Genomic DNA, 21,639 nt, shown 5'->3' on the forward strand with positions numbered 1-21,639 from the left:
GAAACGGACAAATCCACTCGGACCGACACGGACACTCAGGGAAAACACGTATACGCCCGCGTCATCTCCAGGATTCACCGGATCCTGTCGTACAGCGGACATGCGCGGTGGATCAGCGCGAAGCGCGCTGAGCGAGCACTGCCTTCACGTCGTCGAGCGAGAGGCCCAGGGGCCGGACCGCGACGAGCACGTGGTAGAGCACGTCCGCCGCTTCCTCCGCGGCGCGTGACGGATCCACGTCCGCGCACGCCGTCACCAACTCCGCGGCCTCCTCGCCCAACTTCTTCAAGCGCAGGTTGCGGTCCTCCAGCAGGCGGCGCGTGTAGCTCGGAGGTGCATCATCGGGCCACTCCACCGGTGCGGCGCGGCGAGCGAGCGTGTCATCCAACGCACTCAGTGCATCCCAACGGCCCGGGCCGAAGCAGGTCTCCGTCCCCAGGTGACACGCGGGGCCCGCCTTCTTCACGCGCGCGAGCACCGCGTCACCGTCACAGTCGGCGCGGAGCGCCACCACGCGCTGGACGTTTCCACTGGTGGCGCCCTTGTGCCACAGGCCGCGCGTGCGCGACCGGTAGTGCATCTCCCCCGTGGCCAGCGTGCGCTCCAGGGCTTCCCGGTCCGCATGCGCCACCATCAACACGTCACCGGTGCTCGCGTCCTGCGTGACGACCGTCACCAGTCCGTTGCCCTTCGCGAAGTCGAGCGCGTCCAGGTCGAGCATCAGCGTGTCTCCACGGCACCGAGCCGCTCCCGCACCACGCGCGCCAGGGCCGCGTTGGTGGCGATTCCATTTCCGCCGAACGCGGTCCGCCGCCCCGTCCAGTCGGTGAACACACCGCCGGCTTCCTCGATGATGGGCTGCAAGGCCGCTCCATCCCAGGGGGACAGCAGCTCATCCACCATGACCTCCGCGCGCCCGGTGGCGACCAACAGGTAGCCATAGCAATCCCCCCAGGTACGGTCCACGGCCGCATCCCGCGCGAGCGCGCGCCAGGCGGCCCCGCGCTCCGGGTACACCGGGAAGCGCTCATCCGTGGACAGCACCACGGCCTGGGACAGCTCCGCCTGCGTGGACACGGCCGCGCGCTGGTCGTTCCAGAAGCAGCCCCGCCCCGGCGCCGCCACCAGCAACTCACTCACCGCGGGGAAGTACGCGGCCCCCACGAGGATGCGCTCCCCCTCCGCCAGCGCCACCAACGTGCCCCACAGGGGGACACCGCGGATGAACGTCTTCGTCCCGTCGATGGGATCCAGAATCCACCGGCGCTTCGCGCCCGGACGCGTCTCGCCGAACTCCTCGCCCAGGATGCCGTCGTGAGGGAAGCGCGTTTCCAGCCACTCGCGCGCACGGGACTCCGCCGTGCGGTCCGCCACCGTCACCGGAGAGCCGTCCGACTTCGTGTCCACCGCGATGCCACCGCGGAAGAACCCCAACGCCGCGTCTCCCGCTATCCGCGCCACCTCGGCGGCGGCCTGCATCAGATTCCCCGAGTCCGTCATGCCAGGCTCCGAATGTGAAGGCCGCCCTCGCGGAGCAGCGCCTTGATGGCGCCCACGGTGGTGAGGCCGTCGTGAAGGATGCCCGCGACCAAGGCCGCATCAGCGCCTCCCTCCTGGAACGCATCCCGGACGTGCGCCGCGCTGCCCGCGCCGCCCGAGGCGATGACGGGCACATCGACCGCCTCCGACACGGCCCGCGTCAACGCCAGGTCATAGCCCGTCCGCGCGCCATCCCGGTCGATGCTGGTGAGGAGTACTTCCCCTGCCCCGCGCGCCACACACTCACGCGCCCAGGCCACCGCGTCCAGGTCCGTGGGCTTCCTGCCGCCATGGGTGTAGACGCGCCAGCGGTCGCCGTCTCGCTTCGCGTCGATGCTGGCCACCACGCACTGCGCGCCGAAGCGCTCCGCACATGCGGTGAGCAGCGCCGGATTGGTCACCGCCGCGGAGTTGATGCTCACCTTGTCCGCGCCCGCTCGAAGCGCCCGGCCCACGTCATCGACCGTGCGCACCCCGCCGCCGACAGCCAGGGGAATGAAGAGCTGCTCGGCGGTGCGCCGCACCAGCTCCCACAAAGTGTCCCGCTCCTCGGCGCTGGCGGAGATGTCGAGGAACGTCAGCTCATCCGCCCCCTCCGCTTCGTAGCGCCGGGCCAGTTCCACCGGGTCACCCACGTCGCGAAGTCCCTCGAACTGGACGCCCTTCACCACGAGTCCGCCCTTCACGTCCAGACAGACGACGAGCCGCCGCGTGAGCATCACTTCACCTCCAGGGACACGGAGCCCTTCATGCTGAACACCGAGCCGGAGTCCACCATGGCATCCCGCAGCGCCAGCCCCAGCGCCTTGAAGGACGCCTCCGTCGCGTGGTGGCTGTCCTTTCCGCGCAGCACCCGAAGGTGCAGCGTCACCCGGGCGTGCTCGCTGAACGAGCGCATCCAGTGCTCGTAGAGCCGGTTCTTCAACGGGCCCTGGTAATAGAAGCGCCCCCCTGCATCCAGGCAGGCCTGCACCAGCGCGTCGTCCATGGGGATGGTGCGCTCGGCGAAGCGCGCGGCCGTGGCGGGAATCACCTGCTGCACCGCCGTGCCCAGCGTGATGGCCACGTCCTCCATCACATGGTGCGTGAGGTCCCCTCGCGCATGCAGCGAGAGGTCCAGCCCTGCGTAGCGCGCGAAGGTGGCCAGCATGTGGTCGAAGAACTTCAACCCCGTGTCCACGTTCGTGACGCCCTTGCCCGGCGACAGCTCCACCCGGACCTGCGTCTCCTTCGTCTCCCGAATGACAGTGGTCATCCCGCGAACTCCCGAGCGACTGCGCTCGCATCCAGCCTTCCGGTGTACAGCGCCATGCCAATGACGGCCCCGTATGCGCCCGCCGCCGCGAGGGCCCGCAGGTCCTCCATCGTCGTCACGCCCCCCGACGCGTACAAGCGGTGCCGGCTGGTGCTCGCCACCTCCCCCATCAACGGCAGGTCCACTCCCGACAACTGGCCCTCCTTGTGGACCGCCGTCACGAGCAGGCCCCCCAGCGGCAAGGGCTCGAAGGCCGCCAGCACCTCCCGGATGTCGCGATGGCTTCCCGCCGTCCAGCCTCGCGTCACCACCTCGCGCCCCTTCACGTCCGCGGCCACCACCACGCGGCCGGGAAAGCGGTTCGCGATGTCCGCCAGCCAGCCGGCGTCTTCGATGGCGCGAGTTCCCACCACCACGAACTCGGCGCCGCCCGACAGGACGGTCTCCACCCGGTCGGAATCGCGCACGCCGCCGCCCACGGAGAAGGTGAGCCCTCGCTCGTGGGCCGTCAGCTGGAAGATGGCGTCCGCGTTGGAGCCCTTGCCCAGCGCCGCGTCCAGGTCCACGACATGGAACGCACGGAAGCCGTGACGGCGCCACTGCGTCAATGCATCCAGCGGGTCCTCCACCCGGACCTTCTCCGCCGCGTACGATCCGCCCACGAGTTGGACACACGCGCCATCGCGCAGGTCGATGGCTGGAATCGCAATCACGGAGCCACCTCCCGCAGGAAGTCCTGCACGAAGCGCACGCCCGCCGTGGAGGACTTCTCCGGGTGGAACTGCACACCCACCACCCGTCCCCTGCGCACCGCCGCCGGGAAGCGGTCCGCCTCGTGCGTCGTCCACCCCGTCACCACCGAAGCATCCGCGGCGCGGCAAACGAAGCTGTGCGCGTAGTACACGGTGTCCAGCCGCGCCCCCGTCAGCGTGCGTTCGTCCTCGACCTGGTTCCAGCCAATCTCGGGCACTCGCTTCGCCGCCAGCCGTGTCACCCGGCCCGCGAAGTAGCCCAGGCCGGCGCCCTCGCCTTCGTCACTGCCTTCAAAGAGCAACTGCATGCCCAGGCAGATGCCCAGACACGGCAGGCCCTGCTCCAGTGCCGCGCGCATGGCTTCACGCCCCGGCTTGAGCCGCGCCACCGCCGCACCGAATGCGCCCACCCCCGGCAGCACCAGCACGTCGGTGTCCAGCGCACGCAAGGGGTCCTCCTGGGTGCGCACCTCAGCGCCCGGCACCGTGGCCAGCGCCTTGGCCAGCGAGTGGAGGTTGCCCGCGCCGTAGTCGAACAAGGTGACTCTCATCGCAGCGCCTCCCGCAGCGCCGCCAGCGCCGTCTCCATCAAGGGCCAGGGCCCCACACCGATTCGGAGCGCGTCACCCACGCCCGTCAGCGCCTGGAACGCCCGCACATTCACGTCCCGCTCTCGCATCCGCTCCGCGACCGCCAGCGCGCCCGGAAGCGGCACCATCAGGAAGTTGGCTTCCGATGGCAGAGGCGTCAGACCCAACGACACCAACTCGCCGCGCAGCCGCTCTCGACAGGCGACGGCTTCCTCCGCACGGGCTCGCACCCAGTGCGCGTCACCATTCAGCACCGAGACGGCCACGGCCTCCGCGACACTGGTGAGCGTGTAGGGTCCGCGAGCCTTCTCGACCTCCGCCACCAGTTCGGGTGATCCGACGCCCCACCCGACTCTCAGCCCCGCCAACCCGAAAGCCTTGGAGAAGGTGCGCGTCACCAGGACATTCGCCCGCCGTCGCGCCAGGTCGAGGAAGTCCTTCCCCGGCGCGAAGTCCGCATAGGCCTCATCGATGATGACGATGCCGGGTGCGTCCTCGGCGACACGCTCCACCGCCGCCCGCGACAGCGCGGTGCCTGTGGGGTTGTTGGGCGAGCACAGGTAGATGACCTTCGCCCCCGTGCCGAGCAGTGCGTCCGCATCCACGTCGAAGTCCGGCTTCAACGGCACCGGCACGCCCTCGAGTCCGTTCACCTTGGCGAACAGCGGCACCATGACGAAGGTCGGGTCCTGATAGGCCAGCGTGTCCCCGGGCTCCAAGAAGGCGCGCAGCGCCGAGTCGATGACGTCATCCGAGCCACAGCCCGTCGTTATCTCGTCGGGCGCCGCGCCAATGGACGCAGCCAGCGCCCGGCGCAGGTCCGGGGCATACCCCCGTGGATAACGCGGTACGCGGGACACGGTGGTGGCAAGAACCCGCTCCACGGAGGGCGGAACGCCAAAGAGGTTGGTGTTGTCACTCAGGTCCACCCGGCACGGCCGCTCCGTAGGCGCGTACAGCGGAATGTCCCGGTACGAAGCCCGCCTGGGAATCATGGCTGCCCCCAGGCGCGCGCGGCGTCCGCGTGCGCGAAGAGACCTTCACTGTCGGCCAGCCGCCCCACGTCTTCCGCCAGAGACGCCGCCGCCGTGGGCGCGACGCGCTGGTAGGTGGTCCACCGGTAGAAGTCGAGCAGATTGAGTCCCGAGTACGCCCGCGCCAGCCCCGCCGTGGGCAGCACGTGGTTGGAGCCGGTCATGTAATCGCCGTAGGCCACCGACGAGCGCTCACCCAGGAAGACGGTGCCCGCGTTGCGCACCCGTCCCAGGTCCTCCCTCGGCGACGCGGTGGCGATGAGCAGATGCTCCGGAGCGAAGTCCGCCACGAAGGGCCGGCATCCTCCAGGGACGCCACCGTCAGCACCGCGCCGCGAGAGCCCAGGGCCGACGTGACGATCTCCCACCGCTTCGCGCGCTCGGCCTGCCGCTCCACCTCCGCGGCGATGGCGTCTGCCAGCGCGTCGCCCAGCGCCAGCGTGACGCAAGCCGCCTCCGGATCATGCTCCGCCTGAGCCAGCATCTCCCGCGCCACCGCGGCAGGGTTCGCCGTGTCGTCGGCCACGACCAGGATTTCACTGGGGCCCGCGGGTGCTTCAATCGCCACCGCGCCCACCACCTGCAGCTTGGCCTCGGCCACATAGGCATTGCCCGGCCCCACGATGCGGTCCACGCGCGGCACGCTCTCCGTGCCATAGGCCATGGCCGCCACCGCGCCCGCGCCGCCCAGCGAGAAGACGCGGTCCGCGCCCGCCAGGGATGCCGCCGCCAGCACGTTGGGGTGTGGCAGTCCATCGGCCCCGGCGGCGAGCACACGATGACCTCGCCCACGCCCGCCACCTTCGCGGGCACCACGCCCATCAGGACGCTGCTGGGGTACACCGCGCGGCCTCCTGGGGCATACACCCCCACGCGGCCCAGCGGATCCGGCCGCCGCCCCACGAGCACGCCCGGCTCGGTTTCGACCTCCACCAGCTGCGGCCTTTGCGGCGCGTGCGCCAGGGCGATGTTCCGAGCCGCCCGGGCCAGCGCGTCCCTGACCGCTGGCTCCAAACCGGCGAGCGCCGCGGCGCAGGCCTCTCGCGGAACCTCCAGCGCCGTCAGCTCCACGCGGTCGAACTGCCGCGCGAGTTCGAAGAGCGCCAGGTCTCCTTCCGCTCGCACGCGGGCGATGAGCTCCCGCACGCGCAGCGCGACGCGGGCATCGGATCCAGTCGCGCGGTCCAGCAGACGCCGGAAGTCCTCCCGAGCAAGCGCGGACAGGGGACCGCGGTACCTCAGGGTCGACGAAGCAAGGAAGGCCGTCACGCCATCAACCTTTCAATGCGGGTGACGAGGATGCCCTCGCAGCCCAATGCCTTCAGCGCGTTGATGGTGCGGTAGATGGTCTTCGCCTGCACCACCGCGTGCACGGCCACGAAGTCACCGCCGTTCAGCACGTCCACCACGGTGGGACCATTGAGGCCCGGGAGGACTTCGCGCACCCGGATGAGCGAATCCTTCGGCACGTTGGCCATCAGGTAGCGCTTGTCGCGCGCCGCCAACACCGAGCCCAGCGCCTGCTTCAGCTCGGCCAGCTTCTGCTGGGTGTCCACCGGATTGCCCTTGCACGCCACCAGCCGCGCACTGGACTCCAGCACCGTGCCCACCTCGCGCAGGCCATTCATCTTCAGCGTGGAGCCGGTGGACGTCAGGTCCACGACGATGTCCGCGATGCCCAGGTGGGGCGCAATCTCCGCCGCGCCCGACACCGGAACCACCGCCACCCGCTGCCCGCGCCTGGCGAAGAACTCCTGCGTCAGCCGAGGGAAGCAGGACGCGACCCGCATGCCCTCCTTCACGTCCTCCGGCGAGGCGAAGCCACCCTCCTCCCGCGCCGCCACCACCAGGCGACACCTGCCGAACTCCAGGTCCATCAGCAGGTCCAGCTCACGTCCGGACTCACACACCAGGTCCCAACCGGTGACACCCGCATGCGCGGCGCCGTCCGCCACGAACTCCGGGATGTCCTGGGCGCGGACGAAGATGGCCTCGAACTCTCCGCCCAATGACGCGGTGAGCGCGCGCTCGCCCCGGGCCCGCACCTCCAGCCCCGCGTCATTGAACAACTCCCGTACTTCGTCCGAGAGGCGGCCTTTGTTGGGCAGAGCAATCTTCAGCAACATGAGGGACCTTCGAGACTGCGAGGAGCCAACGACGCGGAAACGAAAAAAGGCCCGTCCTGGGGGGACGGGCCTTCGGTCGCTGCGGCAGGTGCCGAGGTGGGTGGTGCGTCTAGCGTCTCACCCAGGCATGCGCATGGCGAACGGTCCCGTCGGGGCCGAGCCGATGATGCGCATGGTGATGGTGAAGGGACGCGAAGAGCATCGCAGCATGAGTAACGACAAAGCGCCCCGCCGTCAACCGGGCCCCGGGAGCGCCCGCGCAACGCTTGCAAACACCCGCGCGGGCGAGCAGGAAGCGCCCATGCAAGTCGCGGACGTCATCATCGTGGGTGGGGGCATCATGGGCTGCGGCATCGCGCTGCGGCTGCGGCAGGCCGGAGTGCGCGTCGTCGTGCTGGAGCGCTCCATTCCAGGCGCGGAGGCCTCCAGCGCGGCGGCGGGAATGCTCGCGCCCCAGATGGAGTCCGACGGTCCGGGCGCCTTCCTGGATTTGTGCCTGCGCAGCCGCGGCCTCTATCCCGCCTTCGCCGCCGAGCTGCGCGAGCTGTCCGGTGTGGACGTGGCCTACCGGCCCTGCGGCATCCTCAAGGTCGCCTTCAGCGAGGCCAGCCTCCACCACCTGGACGCCACGGTGGCGTGGCAGCGTGGCATGGGCCTCCGGGCCGAATTGCTCGACGGCGCCGCGGCCCGCGCCCTGGAGCCACGCCTGTCCGCGAAGGCCGTGGGCGCCGCGCACTTCCCGGACGACCACCAGTTGGACAACCGGCTCCTGGTGCGCGCCCTGACGATGGCCGCCGCCCGGCTGGGCGCGGAGTTCCGCAGCGGCTACGTGCGCGGCGTGGTGCAGGAGGGTGGCCGCGCGGTGGGCGTGGACCTGGACGGCGAGCTGCTGCGCGCCGACGCGGTGGTGCTGGCCGCGGGCTCCTGGTCCGCCCTGGTCCACGGCGCCGGCGTGGAGGCCCGGGCGGTGCGGCCCGCGCGCGGGCAGATGGTTCAATTCCAGACACGCCTGCCCCTGCTGGACCGCATCGTCACGTCCGAGAAGGGCTACCTGGTGCCGCGCGCGGACGGCCGGGTCATCGCTGGCAGCACCATGGAGCTGGTGGGCTTCGACAAGCAGGTGACCGCGGCGGGGCTGGCGCGCATCCTCGACATGGCCCTGGAGCTGTGCCCGGAGTTGGGCTCGGCGCCCATCACGGAGACGTGGGCGGGCTTCCGGCCGTGGACCGAGGACAAGCGGCCCTACCTGGGTGAAGGCCCCGTGCCCGGGCTCTTCCTGGCCACCGGCCACTTCCGCAACGGCATCCTCCTGGCCCCCATCACCGCGAAGCTCGTCGCGCAGGCCGTGCTGGGTAAGCGGCCCGCCGTGGACCTGACCCCCTTCCGGTACGACCGCTCGCTCGCCCAGCCGCACACCTGACGCAACCCGACGTCAAGGGTGAGGAGCCGCCCCCTGCCTCCTCGGGCCCAGGGGGGACGAGCGGGCGGGCGGTCCCGCCGCCGAATTCAGAGGGGCGGACATGACGCGGCGCCTGCCTGTCCCACCCACCGCCAGGGGTCGTCCCCTCGCCAGGCCCCTCATTCGATCAGCCGTGAACCCTGATCCGATGGTAAATTCCCGTACTCGTTGGCCAATGAATCCCGGAAACCTCTAGAATCGCTCGCTGTGGAAGCCATCCCCCCTGCCCCACCCCGAATCCTCATCGTCGATGATGACGACTCCGTACGAGACGTCATCTCTGTCCTGCTACGTGAGGAAGGCTACAACTGTGTCGTCGCCAACGGGGCCGAGATGGCCCTGGACCTGGCGGGCGAGGAGGAGACGCCGCTCGTCATCAGTGACATGAAGATGCCGGGCAAGGACGGCCTCTGGCTCCTGGAGAACCTCCGCGAGCGGCTCCCCGACACCTCCGTCATCATGCTCACGGGCTACGGTGACACCGAGTCGGCCGTGGACTGCCTGCGCCGCGGCGCGGTGGACTACCTGCTCAAGCCACCCAAGCTCACGGACCTCATCCGGGCCATCGAGCGGGCGCTCGCCAAGCGCCGCATCGAGATGGCCCGCAAGCGCTACCAGAAGAAGCTGGAGCGCAAGGTCCGGGACAGGACGGCCGAGCTGCGCAGCGCCCTGCGCGACATCGCCAACACGTACCAGAACACGCTGCTGGCCCTGGTGGCCGCCCTGGACGCGCGCGAGCACGAGACGAGCGACCACTCCCAGCGCGTGGTCAGCTACACGTCCGCCATCGCGCAGCGCATGGGCATCCAGGGCAAGGAGCTGGAGGAGATTGGACGCGGCGCGCTGTTGCACGACATCGGGAAGATTGGCGTGCCGGACGCGGTGCTGCTCAAGCCGGGCAAGCTCACCCCGGACGAGTGGCTGGAGATGCGCAAGCACCCGGACATCGGCTTCCAGATGATCCAGGCCATTCCATTCCTGGACACGCCCGCCTCCATCGTCCTTTCGCACCAGGAGCGCTGGGACGGCGCCGGCTATCCGCGCAACCTCCAGCGGCACGAAATCCACATTGGCGCGCGCATCTTCGCCGTGGCGGACACGCTGGATGCGATGACGAGCGACCGGCCCTACCGCAAGGGCACGACGTTCACCAACGCCATCCAGGAGATCAAACGCTGCGCCAACACGCAGTTCGATCCGGAGGTCGTGCGGGCGTTCCTCGACATTGGCGAGGAGGGGCTGATCCGCATCAAGCAGGAGATGGCGACGAAGAAGCTCCAGCTCCCGCAGGCCGAGCAGGACGCCCATGACGCTGAGGCGGAGCTGGCCCGGCTCACGGATCTGGACGACGACGTGGACGCCGCAGTGCCGGGCCACTCCGCCAGCGACGAGGACGAGCCCAAGTCCGCCGTCGTTCGTTCGGCGGCTGGCAACAAGGGGTGAGCCTGGCTGGAAGAGATGACCGCACGGGGGGCGGCTGTTATGAGGACAGGTCCGCCGTGACGACACCTGCCCTCCAGCCCCCGCCTTCCGCGCTGGCGCCGCCTCTGCTGGACGCGCAGGGGCGGCGGATGACGTACCTGAGGCTGAGCATCACCGACCGGTGCAACTTCCGGTGCAGCTACTGCTCGCCCGCTTCGTGGGGTGGCAAGCGGGACCTGCTGGGCCCCGAGGAGCTGGAGCGGATCACCTCCGTCTTCGCCCGCATGGGGATCCGCCGCGTGCGGCTCACCGGCGGCGAGCCGTTGATCCGCCCGGACATCCTCGACATCGCCCGGCGAATCGCCGCGGTCCCCGGCATCCAGCACCTGGCCATCACCAGCAATGCCAGCCATCTGGAGCGGCTCGCCCGCCCCCTGCGCGAGGCGGGCGTCACCCAGCTCAACCTGAGCCTGGACACCCTCTTGGCGGAGACGTTCCGCCGCATCTCCAAGCAGGGGGACTTCGACGCGGTGCTGCGAGGCGTGGACGCGGCGGCGGGCGCCGGCTACGCGTCTCTCAAGCTCAACGTCGTCGTCATGCGGGGCGTGAACGACGAGGAAGCCTCCGCCCTGATCGCCTATGCGCACGCGCGCGGCTTCACGCCCCGCTTCATCGAGCTGATGCCCTTCGGTCAGGGCACGCCGGTGCCCACCGCGGAGCTGGTAGAGCGGCTCCAGGCGTCAGGGCTGCCGCTGGAACCCGAGCCTGATGACACGGGCGACGCCGCCGGACCGGCACGCTACTGGCGTGCGCCCGGAGGCCGCGTGGGCTTCATCTCCCCGCTCACCCAGAACTTCTGCGGCACCTGCAACCGCGTGCGCGTGGCGTCCAATGGCGACTTGCGCAGCTGCCTCGGCGGCCGGGCGCAGGCGCCGCTGCACCAGCTCATCCGCGGCGGCGCCAGCGACGTGGAGCTGGCCGTGGCCATCCGCCAGGCGCTGGGCGACAAGCCAGAAGGGCACCGCTTCACCGAGCCCGGCAACGGCGCCACGTTGCTGTCCATGATGGGCATTGGTGGTTGAAAACACGACGGGCGGGCCCGCGCCTTCGCGCCTGGCCCGCCCGAGTGTTCCTGGACCGTTTCCGCCGGCCCCGCGTGGCGCGCTACTTCACCAGTCGAATGTTGACCGGGTACTTGTAGAGCTGGCCCTCGTTCGCCTTCAGGCCCGCGATGATGGCGAAGACGATGGCGACGATGCCGACGATGGGCAACAGGACGGCGCCAATGCCGATGCACACGGTGATGGCGCTGACGAAGGCCGCGATGAACATCGTGATCTGGAAGTTCAGCGACTCCACGGCGTGGGCGCGGACGAAGGAGGACTCCTTGCCCTTCGTCAGCATCAGCACCAGCGGCACGGCGAAGCCCAGGCCCACGAAGTTGGCCAGGATGGTGCCCATGTGAGCGAGCAGCCCCATCGTCTTCTCATCCTGGGTCGGCATCGGCGTGCCACTGATGAACGAACCCATTTGCTCCTGCGGCGGAGTCTCCATTGAAAATCCCCTCCAAAGATGTCTCGGGCGCGTGCACCGCACCCAGCGGGGTCCACCATGACACGCACCCGCTCCGATTGTCACGTCCAGGACAGGTGATCTGAAGAGGCACCCGCCTAGCGGTACAACTGGCTCCCAGCCTTCTTGAATTCCTCACTCTTCTCATCGAGCGCGGACTGAAGCGCGGCGTCGTCGCTCACGCCCTGCTTCGCGGCGAAGTCACGCACCTCTTGAGTGATCTTCATGGAGCAGAACTGCGGGCCGCACATGGAGCAGAAGTGCGCCACCTTCGCGCCTTCCGCCGGCAGCGTCTCGTCGTGGAAGGCGCGGGCGCGCTCGGGGTCCAGCGACAGGTTGAACTGGTCCTCCCAGCGGAACTCGAAGCGGGCCTTGGACAGCGCGTTGTCCCGGGCCTGAGCCCCTGGATGCCCCTTGGCCAGGTCCGCGGCGTGGGCGGCAATCTTGTACGTGATGACGCCTTCCTTCACGTCGTCCCGGTCCGGCAGGCCCAGGTGCTCCTTGGGCGTCACGTAGCAGAGCATCGCCGTGCCGAACCAGCCGATCATCGCCGCGCCGATGCCGCTGGTGAAGTGGTCGTAGCCCGGCGCGATGTCCGTGGTGAGGGGCCCCAGCGTGTAGAACGGCGCCTCGCCGCACACGGCCAGCTGCTTCGTCATGTTCTCCTGGATGAGGTGCATGGGCACGTGGCCCGGGCCTTCAATCATCACCTGCACGTCGTGCTTCCAGGCAATCTGGGTCAGCTCGCCCAGCGTCTCCAGCTCACCGAACTGCGCCGCGTCGTTGGCATCCGCGATGGATCCCGGCCGCAGCCCGTCTCCCAGGCTGAAGCTGACGTCGTACGCCTTCATGATTTCGCAGATCTCCTCGAAGTGCGTGTAGAGGAAGTTCTCCCGGTGGTGGGCGAGGCACCACTTGGCCATGATGGAGCCGCCACGGCTGACGATGCCGGTCAGGCGCTTCGCCGTCCACGGCACGTAGCGAAGCAGCACGCCCGCGTGGATGGTGAAGTAATCCACGCCCTGCTCGCACTGCTCGATGAGCGTGTCGCGGTACAGCTCCCAGGTGAGGTCCTCTGCCTTGCCGCCCACCTTCTCCAGCGCCTGGTAGATGGGCACGGTGCCGATGGGCACCGGCGCGTTGCGGAGGATCCACTCGCGCGTCTCGTGGATGTTGCGGCCGGTGGACAGGTCCATCACCGTGTCCGCGCCCCAGCGGATGGACCACACCATCTTCTCCACCTCTTCCTCGATGGAAGACGTGACGGCCGAGTTGCCGATGTTGGCGTTGATCTTCACCAGGAAGTTGCGACCGATGATCATCGGCTCCAGCTCCGGGTGGTTGATGTTGGCCGGGATGATGGCGCGGCCCCGCGCGATTTCGTCGCGCACGAACTCGGGCGTAATCACCCGCGGAATCGCCGCGCCCCACGACTGGCCCGGGTGCTGGGCCGCGAGCGACGCCTCCACCTGGAGGTTCTCCCGCAGCGCCACGTACTCCATCTCAGGGGTGATGATGCCCTTGCGCGCGTAGTGCAGCTGCGTGACGTTGGCGCCGGACTTCGCCACGCGCGGCGAGCGGCGGTGGGCGAAGCGCAGACCCGCCAGACGCGGGTCCGCTTCACGGGCGCGGCCGTATTCGGAGCTCACGCCGGACAGCGCTTCGGTGTCATTGCGGCCCAGGATCCAGGACTCGCGCAGCGCGGGCAGCCCCTGTCGCAGGTCGAGCTCCGCGGCCGGATCCGTATACGGCCCGCTGGAGTCATAGACGTGCACGGGCGGGTTGGCCGTCTCCTTCGCGTCCGGGCCGTGGCCGAGGCGCGTGGGCGTCTGGCTGATTTCGCGCAGGGGCACGCGCAGCTCCGGGTGCAGCACGCCGGGCACGTACACCTTGCGCGAGGCTGGCAGCGGGCCCCGGCTGATTCCCTCCAGCACCTTCCCGTCGACCTTCAGGCTTCTGGACGCTCCGCTCATCACGCATCTCCTCTTGAGAGGGCGGACGGGCAGACGGTCGGGGGGCAGCAAGCCTCCCGGGCCGCTTCCCTCCGCCGGTACGAACCGGTTCAGGTTCCAAGGGTTGGCCGGGACCACGGCCGTCTCAGTCCCTTCCGGGACACCCCTAGCGACAGGGCGAGCATGTAGCGCACAGCGCGGCCGGCTTCAACCCGGCCGCGGGCGCAAGCGCCTGTCGACCGCGCAATGCCTGCGGAGCGGCGGGCCTCCGCGCAAACCTTGCGCGCCCCAAGGCAGGGAAACACCGTTCCCTGGGGCAGACCTGTTGGCCCCGGAGATGCAACAGATGAAGGGACAATCGTCGTCTTCCAACTGCCAGGAGTACCGCCATGCAGATTGTCGGAGAGCTGATGACCCGTGACGTCGTCACGCTCAAGGAAACGCAGAACCTGGCCAAGGCGGATGAGCTGCTCCGGCTGCACCGCATCCGTCACCTGCCGGTGGTGCGGCAAGAGAAGCTGGTGGGCCTCATCACCCACCGCGACCTGCTGCGCGCCGCCGCCACCCACGCTGCGGACCCGGCCGCGCAGCCGCTCTGGGCCGCGGACATCATGACGCGCGACGTGCAGACGGTGCGCCCGGACACGCCGCTGCGCCGGGCGGTGACGCTGATGCTCGAGCACAAGTACGGCTGCCTGCCCGTGGTGGATGAGGGCGGCGTCCTCCAGGGCATCCTCACCGAGGCGGACCTGGTCCGCTACGCCCAGCACCTCATCGGAGAGCAGGACCGCCGGGAGCTCGCCGCCGAGTTCAATGCCTGACCCCGCCGCCAGCGCGTGAGGGGCGGGCCCGTGTCCCCTCTCCGCCTGGCGCGCGCTCCCCCGCCCCATGTCCCCCACTCCCCTGGCCGGAGCGGCCTCCCCGAGGCGCCCCTCTCCGCGACTCCACCCGGCATCTCCGCGCCCCGGCATGCGTTCGCGCTGGCCGGGCTCACGGGGGTCGCGCTGGTGGCGTTCGTCGGCGTCGAGGGACCGGTGGCCACGCGCACGGTGCTCATCGGCGGCGCCTGTCTGGTGCTCTGGCTGACGGAGGTGGTGCCCTCGTTCGTGCCCACGCTGTTGCTGCTGGGCGCCACGCCCGTCCTCCTGGGGCCGCTGGACCGCGCCTATCAGCTGCCGTCGGTGCTCGCGTGGTGCGCGGACCCGGTGCTCATCCTGTTCCTGGGTGGCTTCACGCTGGAAGTGGCCGCCATGCGGCACGGACTGGATGCCTCGGTGGCGCGGCACGTGATGCGGCTGTCGGGTGGACGGCCGCGGCGGCTGGTGTTGCTGGTGATGGCGGGCGTCGCCTTCCTCTCCATGTGGATGTCCAACGTGGCCGCGGCGGCGATGATGCTGGCCGCGCTGCGTCCCCTGCTCCACGCCATGCCCGCGGGCGCGCCGCTGCGGCCCGCGCTGCTGCTGGGCGTGGCCCTGGGCGCCAACGTCGGCGGCATCGCCACGCCCGTGGGCAGCGGTCCCAATGCGCTCGCCGTATCCGCCGCGTCCGAGCATGCGCAAGTCACCTTCGCGAAGTGGATGTCCTTCGCCCTGCCGCTCACGCTGCTCCTGCTGCTGGCGGGCTTCGGCCTGGTGCTGCTGCGCTTCCGCGTGGGCGGCAGGCTGACGCTGCCCACCGAAGCGCCCGTGTCCCTGGCGCGCTCGGGACGCCGCGTGCTCTGGGTGAGCGCGGCGTGCGTGGTGGCCTGGCTGGCGGAGCCGCTCCACGGTGTGCCCGCGCCCGTGGTGGCGCTGGCCGCCACCGCGCTGCTCTTCGGCAGCGGCCTGCTGAATCGCGAGGACCTGGGCCGGTTGGACTGGGCCACGCTGCTGCTCATCGCCGGCGGCATCGCCCTGGGCCGGCTGCTGGAGCACTCCGGGCTCATCGCTCGCGCACTTGCCGGCGCGGACCTCGCGGGCTGGCCGGTGCCGGTGCAGATGGGGGTCTTGGTGGCCGTCGCGGCGGTGCTGTCCGCGCTGATGAGCAACACGGGGACGGCGGCGCTCCTCATCCCCCTGGCCACACAGCTGCATCCCGCCGCTTCGACGCCGATCCTCGTGGCCCTGGGATGCTCGCTGGGCATGCCCTTCGTCATCAGCACCCCGCCCAATGCGATGACGGTGGGCGAGGGGCTGGCCTCCTCCGAGCTGATGAAGTTGGGGGTTCCCCTGATGTTGGGCGGTTGTCTGCTGGTGAGCGTCTCGGGACCTGCCGTGCTGCGCCTCTTTGGGCTGCCATGAGTTTCTCTCCCCGCCTGCTCGGCACCACGGTACGAACGTGGCGTCCCGGAAGAAGCAGTCGCGCGGCATGCGCGTTGAAGGGGCACTGCCTGCTCAGGCTTCGGCGGAGGTGAGCTCGTGACGAACGTGACCATCACTGAGTATGAAACGCGCCTCTATTGGCAGGGAGAGCGCGGCGCCGTGCTGACGAGCGACCGTGCGCCGCCCGTGCCCATTGGCCAGCCGCTGACCGGGCAGGACACCGTGGCCGTGGGCCCCTGGTCCCCGGAGGCCCTGCTCGTGGGCGCGGTGGAGGGACGCACCCTGCTGGCGTTCCTGGAGCAGGCGCGGGAAGCGGACGTGCGCGTGCTCTTCTACCAAAGCTCCGCGGTGGCCCGCGTGGTGTGTGGCGCGGACCAGCCGCCACACCTCACGGACCTCATCGTGCGCCCACACGTGGCCGTGGCCACCGAGGCCGACGCGGAGGCCGTCCGCCTCATCTTCACCGAGCTCCCCGCGCACTGCTTCCCCAGCTCCGTCGTCAACATCACTCCGCGCATCGAACCGGTGGTCGAGACGTGGCACGCTCGTAGCAGTGGACGAAGCGTACCCGCCGCGACCGCCCCCGCATCCTGACCTGACAGCAAAGGCTCCCCCTCCCCCATGTCCCCACAGCGCATCCTGGTCGTCGACGATGAGGACAATGCCCGCCGGGCGATTGCCACCATCCTGAATGAGGAAGGCTACGAAGTGGCCGAGGCCGCCAACGGCGCCGAGGCCCTGGCTCGCATCGGCGAGTTCTCCCCCGCGGTGGTGCTCACCGACGTGCGCATGCCGCAGATGGACGGCCTCACGCTGCTGAAGACGGCCCGCGAGCAAGGCAGCGACGCCACCTTCGTGATGATGACGGCGTTCGCCAGCGTGGAGACGGCCGTGGAGGCCATGAAGTCCGGCGCGGACAACTTCCTGCTCAAGCCGTTGGACGCGGACCAGGTGCTCGTCACCCTGGGCAAGGTGCTGGAGAAGCGCAGCCTGCGCCAGGAGGCCGAGGCGCTGCGGGACCAGGTGCGCTCGCGCGTCCGCCGCTTCCACGACATCATCGGCGAATCGCCCCAGCTCCAGGGCATCTACGACGTCATCCGGAGGGCGGCGGGCACGCGCGCCACGGTGCTCATCCTGGGCGAATCGGGCACGGGCAAGGAGTTGATTGCCCAGGCCCTGCACCAGGAGTCGCCACGCAAGGACAAGCCCTTCATCCGTGTGCACTGCGCGGCCCTGTCCGAGAACCTGCTGGAGAGCGAGCTGTTCGGCCACGAAAAGGGCTCATTCACCGGAGCGCTGGCCCGGAAGGAAGGCCGCTTCGAGCTGGCGGACGGAGGCACGCTGTTCCTGGACGAGATTGGCGAAATCTCTCCCGCCGTGCAGGTGAAGCTGCTGCGCGTCCTCCAGCAGCGTGAGTTCGAGCGCGTGGGTGGCACCCAGACGCTGAAGGTGGACGTGCGCATCGTCGCGGCCACGCACCGGGACCTGGTGGCCGAGGTGAAGGCGGGGCGGTTCCGCGAGGACCTCTACTACCGGCTCAACGTGGTGAGCGTGACGCTGCCGCCGCTGAGGGACCGCAAGAGCGACGTCCCCGCGCTGGTGAACCACTTCCTGGAGAAGTACAGCGATTCATACGGCAAGCAGGTGCGAGGCCTGGCACCCGGGACACTCCAGGCGCTGCTGTCCCATGACTGGCCGGGCAACATCCGCGAGTTGGAGAACGCCATCGAGCGCGCGGTGGTGCTGGCGCAGGGACAGGAGCTGACCACCGATGACCTGCCGCCCGTGCTGCGTGGGCCTCGGCCGCATGGGACGTCCACGGGCGCGCTCATCCCCGGCGCCACGCTGGCGGCCATTGAGCGTGAGGCCATCCTGCGCACGCTGGAGATGGTGCAGGGCTCCACGTCCCGGGCCGCCGAGGTGCTGGGCATCAGCGTGCGGAAGATTCAGTACCGGCTCAAGGAGTACAGCACGCCGGATGGCGCGCCGCTGAAGGTCGTGGCCGATGAGGCGGAGGACCTGGCCGCGGAGTCGTAGCGGTTTGATGGGGGGGCTGGGGCACTGCTAGCGTGCCCTGGATGGGATGGCGTTCGAGGCGAGCATCGGTTCACCGGGGCAACGTGCTGCTGCGGGCCCTGGTATGGGGTGTGAGCGGAATCCTGCTGCTCGCCATGTTGGCCCTCGCGGCCTTCCACGTCTGGTCTCAGCGCCAATATGGCCCCGCCATCGGGCAGTTCCGGGCCGACGTCACGGCGCATGTGGAGTTCTTCTGCGAACAACAGGCGCTGGTGGGCGCGGAGCCGTGGTTTCACGAACCGCGGGGCTCGGGCGATGCGGGCCCGCTGCTCAACGAATGGCTCCGCGTGGCATCCGGCCCGCCCGGTCTGGAAGAGTCACCCCTTCGGCTCCCGGCGCACCTTCTATTGCTCCAGAAGGCCGAGAGCATGGAGGACTGGATAACGTCGGACCTGGACCTCTCCAGCCTGGACTTCGGCTGGATGCGCCAGATGCATGCGTTCGACCACTGGAATGCCATTCCCCGTGCGTCCATCGCACCGGGCAAGCCTTTCGACCTGCTGTACGCGTCCTTTCCGGAGTTCTCGCTTCTGGTGCTCTGGTCGAAGTTGCGGCTCCGGCATGCGATTGAACAGGGGACGCCGCTGGAAGCCGTGCGCGACGTGAGGCAGCTCGCGTGGCTGGCCTACCGCACGGACACGCTGGTGGGCGGCATGGTCGCCCTCTCATTGCTCACCGTCGAACACAGGCTCCACGCCACCTTGGAGAATCCCCCGCCTGACTGGCGGCCCATGAGCCTCGAACAACAGAGGCGCTTCAAGGCCGTGCTGTGGTCCGCCGCTGCCTTTTCGAGCATCGCTTCTCCCGTGGAGGTCAGCGAGAAGGCACGCGCGTGTGAGCCGGCGATTGGCCGCTGTATTGGCCTGGTGGAAGCCGCCCTTCGAGGCCGTTACCTGGAACCCTACGCGAAAGGCACGCACCGGCAGGCGTACCTGGAACTCAAGACAGCCAGCGCGGCGGGCCACTGCCCCACGCAACTGCTGGCGTCCATCTGGGAGCAAGGGTTCACGGTGATGGATGACGATGCAGGGCCGGGCGCAGGGGACGAGCGTCCCCTGGCGGCGCGGCTGATTCCCACGAGCGCCCTCAGGGGCCCCTTCGCACTCCAAATCCTGGCATCCTCGCTGACCACCCCCGACCCGCTCCGCGAACTCAAAGCCCTGGCTCCCCCTGACAAGGGCAATGCCCCTGGAGCGGACATCTACGACGGGCGTCGTTGACTCTTACGACGACCGTCGTAATACTCCGCGAGATGACCACCCACGCCCTCCCGCAGCCGACGCGGGCCGAGCTGGCCATCCTCCGCGTGCTCTGGAAACAGGGCCCCAGCACCGTCCGACAGGTGCACGAGCTGCTCCGGGGCACCCAGGACAAGGACACCGGCTACACCACCGTCCTCAAGCTCCTGCAGAACATGACGGAGAAGGGCATCGTCCAACGTGACGAGAGCGAGCGGACCCATGTCTATGAAGCCGCCATCAGCGAGACGCGCACCCAGCGCGACCTCCTGCGCGACTTGATGGACCGGGCCTTCGGGGGGTCCGCCACGTCGGTCGTGGCCCAGGCGTTGTCCATGAAGCGCGCGTCCGCCGAGGAGCTGGCGGAGATTCGCAGGCTGCTCGACGCACACGAAAAGCGGGGGAAGTGATGGACGCGCGTTATCTCCACGCCCTGGAGCAGGCGCTGCTCGGCTTCCTGTGGCAGGGCGCGGTGGTGGCCCTGGCGGTCGCGGGTATCCTGTCCCTGACGCCGCAGCGCGCCGCGCGGGCGCGTTACGCCGCCGCGTGTCTGGGGATGGTGGCCATGGCCGTGCTGCCCGTGGTGACGTTCCTGACCGCGCTGGCGGAGGCCTCGCGCGCCGTGACGTTCGGCGCCTTCGAGTCCCTGACCCAGTCCCGCATGCTGGCCGTGGTCACGACGGAGACCGCGTCCCTGGCGGCTCCGCACTGGACGGAGGTGCTCCGGCCCTGGCTGCTGCCGGCGTGGTGCTGCGGCGTGCTCCTCCTGTCGGCCCGGACCGTGGCCGCCTGGCTCATCACCCACCGGATGGCCCGGCAGGAGACGCAAGCCCCCTCGGCCCACTGGAGTGAGGCGCTGACCCGTGCGTTGCGCCACGTCCGCCTGTCCCGGCCCGTGCGCCTGCTGGCCTCCGCCCGCGTCGACGTGCCCATGGTCATTGGCCTGTGGCGCCCCCTCATCCTGGTGCCGGCGGGTGCCATCACCGGGCTGTCCGCCGCGCAGTTGGAGGCCATCCTCGCCCACGAGCTGGGCCACATCCGGCGCCACGACTACGTGGTCAACCTCCTCCAGTCCTTCGTGGAGACCCTCCTGTTCTACCACCCGGCCGTCTGGTGGCTGTCCCACCGCATCCGCGAGGAGCGTGAGCACTGCGCGGATGACCTGGCCGTCCAGTGCTGCGGGGATGCGCTGCTCTACGCCCGCGCCCTGGCCCACATCGAGGAGCTGCGCCTGGCTCCATCACCCCACCCCGCCCTGGGCGTCAGCGATGGCTCGCTGCTGATGCGCGTGCGCCGGCTGCTGTCCGCGTCCGAGGACATGACGCCGCGCAGGTCCTGGCGGCTCGCCAGCGGACTGGGCAGCGCCGTGCTCGCCGTGGCCCTGGGGTCGTCACAACTGCCGGAGACGGCCCACGCCACGGAGCCGGTGAGCGCGCCGCACCTCCACGTGGAGGCAACCCCCAGCACGGTGCAGCGACTGTCCAGCACCATGCCCATGCACCATCTGCTCGTGGCCCCGGCGACCTTCGCCGCCCAGGCCCCGCGGGCCCCCGCGCCCAGCGAGCGCCCGAAGGCGGCGGCGAAGGCAGAGCGAGCACCCGCGGCGAAGGCCCGTCCCACGCGGCCCGCCCCCTCCTCATCCCGGACACGGGGACGATTGCCCGCACGGAGCTGTCGCGCGTGCCCTACTCGCTCGACGGTGAGCCCACCGCGCCCGTCCTGCTCGAGGACACCGCCCAGGAGTCGCCCGACGCCACCCTGGCCGAGGCGGCCTCCGCGCACGCCGACGAGCACGCCACCGAGCTGCCCCGGGTGGTCGTCTCCGCGCCAGCGCCCTCGCGCGCCTCCGCGTTCGACGCCGTCTACAAGGCCATGAAGGCGTCGGCTCCCGTCAAGACGCTCCGGCCCGGAATCACCCCGCCCCGGTTCCTCTCGGGCGAGCGCATCCACCTTCCCAGTATCGCCTACGGGATTCAGTCCCACTTCGGAGGCTTCCCCAAGGGCGCGGTGGTGGCCCGCTGCATCATCACCACGCAGGGCTCCGTCACCGACTGCCAGCCCATCCAGGGCCTCCGGGGTCTGGAGGAAGGCGTCATCCGCACGCTCTCCACCTGGCGCTACGAGCCCGCCACGCTCAACGGAAAACCCGTGGCCGTGCGCTACGTCTTCGACATCTGGTTCACGAAGGAGCCGGGCGGCGGAATGCACGAGTCCCGGCACTTCGCGGGCCTCGACCTCTCCGATGTGGTGGGCGCCGCGGCCCCAGGGACGTGCGACGACTGCGACGCCTTCGAGTTCCACAGCCCGACGGCGCAGCGGTAGCG

At 69.9% G+C, this 21,639-nt stretch carries 21 protein-coding genes, 1 pseudogene and 1 riboswitch; of the genes and pseudogenes, 11 read left to right on the plus strand and 11 right to left on the minus strand.

All coding sequences use genetic code 11. The features are described 5' to 3' along the window. Positions 1-112 precede the first annotated feature (112 nt). The 9 genes and pseudogenes from hisIE to hisG all read right to left on the minus strand — a co-directional run bounded on the left by hisIE (position 113) and on the right by hisG (position 7,296). The gene (hisIE, locus tag QEG98_RS22230; protein ID WP_316562734.1) at positions 113-721 is read right to left on the minus strand and encodes a bifunctional phosphoribosyl-AMP cyclohydrolase/phosphoribosyl-ATP diphosphatase HisIE; all 609 of its coding nucleotides are present in this window, start codon (positions 719-721) and stop codon (positions 113-115) included. Beyond that, positions 721-1,500, minus strand: a complete 780-nt coding sequence (gene hisN, locus QEG98_RS22235; protein ID WP_090490651.1) for a histidinol-phosphatase — start codon at positions 1,498-1,500, stop codon at positions 721-723. The genes hisIE and hisN overlap by 1 nt, the downstream gene beginning before the upstream one ends. Further along, positions 1,497-2,261, minus strand: coding sequence for an imidazole glycerol phosphate synthase subunit HisF (hisF, locus tag QEG98_RS22240; RefSeq protein WP_410477824.1), 765 nt, complete (start codon positions 2,259-2,261; stop codon positions 1,497-1,499). The genes hisN and hisF overlap by 4 nt, the downstream gene beginning before the upstream one ends. After that, a complete protein-coding gene (locus QEG98_RS22245; protein ID WP_090490653.1) occupies positions 2,258-2,794 on the minus strand; it encodes an imidazoleglycerol-phosphate dehydratase in 537 nt (178 codons plus the stop codon). Before QEG98_RS22245 ends, hisF begins: the two co-directional genes overlap by 4 nt. Beyond that, positions 2,791-3,507 carry a 1-(5-phosphoribosyl)-5-[(5-phosphoribosylamino)methylideneamino] imidazole-4-carboxamide isomerase gene (locus QEG98_RS22250; RefSeq protein ID WP_316562735.1) on the minus strand — a complete coding sequence of 239 codons (717 nt, stop codon included), beginning with the start codon at positions 3,505-3,507 and terminating at the stop codon, positions 2,791-2,793. Before QEG98_RS22250 ends, QEG98_RS22245 begins: the two co-directional genes overlap by 4 nt. After that, complete coding sequence (hisH, locus tag QEG98_RS22255; protein ID WP_316562736.1) at positions 3,504-4,097, minus strand: imidazole glycerol phosphate synthase subunit HisH; 594 nt, start codon at positions 4,095-4,097, stop codon at positions 3,504-3,506. The genes QEG98_RS22250 and hisH overlap by 4 nt, the downstream gene beginning before the upstream one ends. Next, positions 4,094-5,131: a pyridoxal phosphate-dependent aminotransferase gene (locus tag QEG98_RS22260; protein ID WP_316562737.1), complete on the minus strand. Its 1,038-nt coding sequence runs from the start codon at positions 5,129-5,131 to the stop codon at positions 4,094-4,096. Before QEG98_RS22260 ends, hisH begins: the two co-directional genes overlap by 4 nt. Further along, positions 5,128-6,439, minus strand: a pseudogene (hisD, locus tag QEG98_RS22265) (histidinol dehydrogenase). The gene QEG98_RS22260 and the pseudogene hisD overlap by 4 nt, the downstream one beginning before the upstream one ends. Continuing rightward, entirely contained in the window at positions 6,436-7,296 is an 861-nt protein-coding gene (gene hisG / locus QEG98_RS22270; protein ID WP_316562738.1) for an ATP phosphoribosyltransferase, read from the minus strand. Before hisG ends, hisD begins: the two are co-directional and overlap by 4 nt. 301 nt (positions 7,297-7,597) lie before the next feature. Between hisG and thiO the strand changes: the two genes are divergently transcribed. The 3 genes from thiO (at position 7,598) to moaA (ending at position 11,259) form a co-directional block, all read left to right on the plus strand. Further along, positions 7,598-8,716 carry a glycine oxidase ThiO gene (gene thiO, locus QEG98_RS22275; RefSeq protein ID WP_316562739.1) on the plus strand — a complete coding sequence of 373 codons (1,119 nt, stop codon included), beginning with the start codon at positions 7,598-7,600 and terminating at the stop codon, positions 8,714-8,716. A gap of 246 nt (positions 8,717-8,962) precedes the next feature. Further along, positions 8,963-10,198, plus strand: a complete 1,236-nt coding sequence (locus QEG98_RS22280) for an HD-GYP domain-containing protein (RefSeq protein ID WP_090490660.1) — start codon at positions 8,963-8,965, stop codon at positions 10,196-10,198. 56 nt (positions 10,199-10,254) lie between these two features. Further along, on the plus strand, positions 10,255-11,259 hold the full coding sequence (moaA, locus tag QEG98_RS22285; protein ID WP_141589997.1) for a GTP 3',8-cyclase MoaA: 1,005 nt from the start codon (positions 10,255-10,257) through the stop codon (positions 11,257-11,259). A gap of 82 nt (positions 11,260-11,341) precedes the next feature. On the opposite strand, the gene QEG98_RS22290 is transcribed toward moaA, so the two are convergent. Both QEG98_RS22290 and thiC read right to left on the minus strand, forming a co-directional pair. Continuing rightward, a complete protein-coding gene (locus QEG98_RS22290; RefSeq protein ID WP_228557904.1) occupies positions 11,342-11,707 on the minus strand; it encodes a DUF4870 domain-containing protein in 366 nt (121 codons plus the stop codon). A gap of 140 nt (positions 11,708-11,847) precedes the next feature. Further along, entirely contained in the window at positions 11,848-13,722 is a 1,875-nt protein-coding gene (gene thiC / locus QEG98_RS22295; RefSeq protein ID WP_316562740.1) for a phosphomethylpyrimidine synthase ThiC, read from the minus strand. A gap of 49 nt (positions 13,723-13,771) precedes the next feature. Further along, positions 13,772-13,879, minus strand: a riboswitch (TPP riboswitch). A gap of 211 nt (positions 13,880-14,090) precedes the next feature. Here thiC and QEG98_RS22300 point away from each other — a divergent pair. From QEG98_RS22300 to QEG98_RS22335, 8 genes are all read left to right on the plus strand, one after another. After that, the gene (locus QEG98_RS22300) at positions 14,091-14,522 is read left to right on the plus strand and encodes a CBS domain-containing protein (protein ID WP_316562741.1); all 432 of its coding nucleotides are present in this window, start codon (positions 14,091-14,093) and stop codon (positions 14,520-14,522) included. Between the two features lie 30 nt (positions 14,523-14,552). Then, positions 14,553-15,980 (plus strand): DASS family sodium-coupled anion symporter, encoded by a 1,428-nt coding sequence (locus QEG98_RS22305; RefSeq protein ID WP_316562742.1) that lies wholly within the window; start codon positions 14,553-14,555, stop codon positions 15,978-15,980. A gap of 117 nt (positions 15,981-16,097) precedes the next feature. Beyond that, positions 16,098-16,595 (plus strand): hypothetical protein, encoded by a 498-nt coding sequence (locus tag QEG98_RS22310; RefSeq protein WP_316562743.1) that lies wholly within the window; start codon positions 16,098-16,100, stop codon positions 16,593-16,595. 27 nt (positions 16,596-16,622) lie between these two features. Continuing rightward, the gene (locus tag QEG98_RS22315) at positions 16,623-18,038 is read left to right on the plus strand and encodes a sigma-54-dependent transcriptional regulator (RefSeq protein WP_090490665.1); all 1,416 of its coding nucleotides are present in this window, start codon (positions 16,623-16,625) and stop codon (positions 18,036-18,038) included. A gap of 134 nt (positions 18,039-18,172) precedes the next feature. Then, positions 18,173-19,297, plus strand: coding sequence for a hypothetical protein (locus QEG98_RS22320; protein ID WP_316562744.1), 1,125 nt, complete (start codon positions 18,173-18,175; stop codon positions 19,295-19,297). 32 nt (positions 19,298-19,329) lie between these two features. Continuing rightward, entirely contained in the window at positions 19,330-19,725 is a 396-nt protein-coding gene (locus tag QEG98_RS22325) for a BlaI/MecI/CopY family transcriptional regulator (RefSeq protein ID WP_140863658.1), read from the plus strand. Continuing rightward, a complete protein-coding gene (locus QEG98_RS22330) occupies positions 19,725-21,191 on the plus strand; it encodes a M56 family metallopeptidase (protein WP_316562745.1) in 1,467 nt (488 codons plus the stop codon). Before QEG98_RS22325 ends, QEG98_RS22330 begins: the two co-directional genes overlap by 1 nt. Further along, entirely contained in the window at positions 21,188-21,637 is a 450-nt protein-coding gene (locus QEG98_RS22335; RefSeq protein WP_316562746.1) for an energy transducer TonB, read from the plus strand. The genes QEG98_RS22330 and QEG98_RS22335 overlap by 4 nt, the downstream gene beginning before the upstream one ends. Positions 21,638-21,639 lie beyond the last annotated feature (2 nt).

The organism is Myxococcus sp. MxC21-1 (genome assembly GCF_032612255.1).
GTDB lineage: Bacteria > Myxococcota > Myxococcia > Myxococcales > Myxococcaceae > Myxococcus > Myxococcus virescens.

Coding starts and splice junctions, on each gene's coding strand:
- QEG98_RS22325 (WP_140863658.1), top strand. CDS start 19,330: ATGACCACCCACGCCCTCCCGCAGCCGACGCGGGCCGAGCTGGCCATC.
- QEG98_RS22320 (WP_316562744.1), top strand. CDS start 18,173: ATGTTGGCCCTCGCGGCCTTCCACGTCTGGTCTCAGCGCCAATATGGC.
- QEG98_RS22330 (WP_316562745.1), top strand. CDS start 19,725: ATGGACGCGCGTTATCTCCACGCCCTGGAGCAGGCGCTGCTCGGCTTC.
- QEG98_RS22245 (WP_090490653.1), bottom strand. CDS start 2,794: ATGACCACTGTCATTCGGGAGACGAAGGAGACGCAGGTCCGGGTGGAG.
- thiC (WP_316562740.1), bottom strand. CDS start 13,722: ATGAGCGGAGCGTCCAGAAGCCTGAAGGTCGACGGGAAGGTGCTGGAG.
- QEG98_RS22290 (WP_228557904.1), bottom strand. CDS start 11,707: ATGGGTTCGTTCATCAGTGGCACGCCGATGCCGACCCAGGATGAGAAG.
- hisIE (WP_316562734.1), bottom strand. CDS start 721: ATGCTCGACCTGGACGCGCTCGACTTCGCGAAGGGCAACGGACTGGTG.
- hisH (WP_316562736.1), bottom strand. CDS start 4,097: ATGAGAGTCACCTTGTTCGACTACGGCGCGGGCAACCTCCACTCGCTG.
- QEG98_RS22260 (WP_316562737.1), bottom strand. CDS start 5,131: ATGATTCCCAGGCGGGCTTCGTACCGGGACATTCCGCTGTACGCGCCT.
- thiO (WP_316562739.1), top strand. CDS start 7,598: ATGCAAGTCGCGGACGTCATCATCGTGGGTGGGGGCATCATGGGCTGC.
- QEG98_RS22300 (WP_316562741.1), top strand. CDS start 14,091: ATGCAGATTGTCGGAGAGCTGATGACCCGTGACGTCGTCACGCTCAAG.
- QEG98_RS22335 (WP_316562746.1), top strand. CDS start 21,188: ATGAAGGCGTCGGCTCCCGTCAAGACGCTCCGGCCCGGAATCACCCCG.
- QEG98_RS22315 (WP_090490665.1), top strand. CDS start 16,623: ATGTCCCCACAGCGCATCCTGGTCGTCGACGATGAGGACAATGCCCGC.
- hisG (WP_316562738.1), bottom strand. CDS start 7,296: ATGTTGCTGAAGATTGCTCTGCCCAACAAAGGCCGCCTCTCGGACGAA.
- hisN (WP_090490651.1), bottom strand. CDS start 1,500: ATGACGGACTCGGGGAATCTGATGCAGGCCGCCGCCGAGGTGGCGCGG.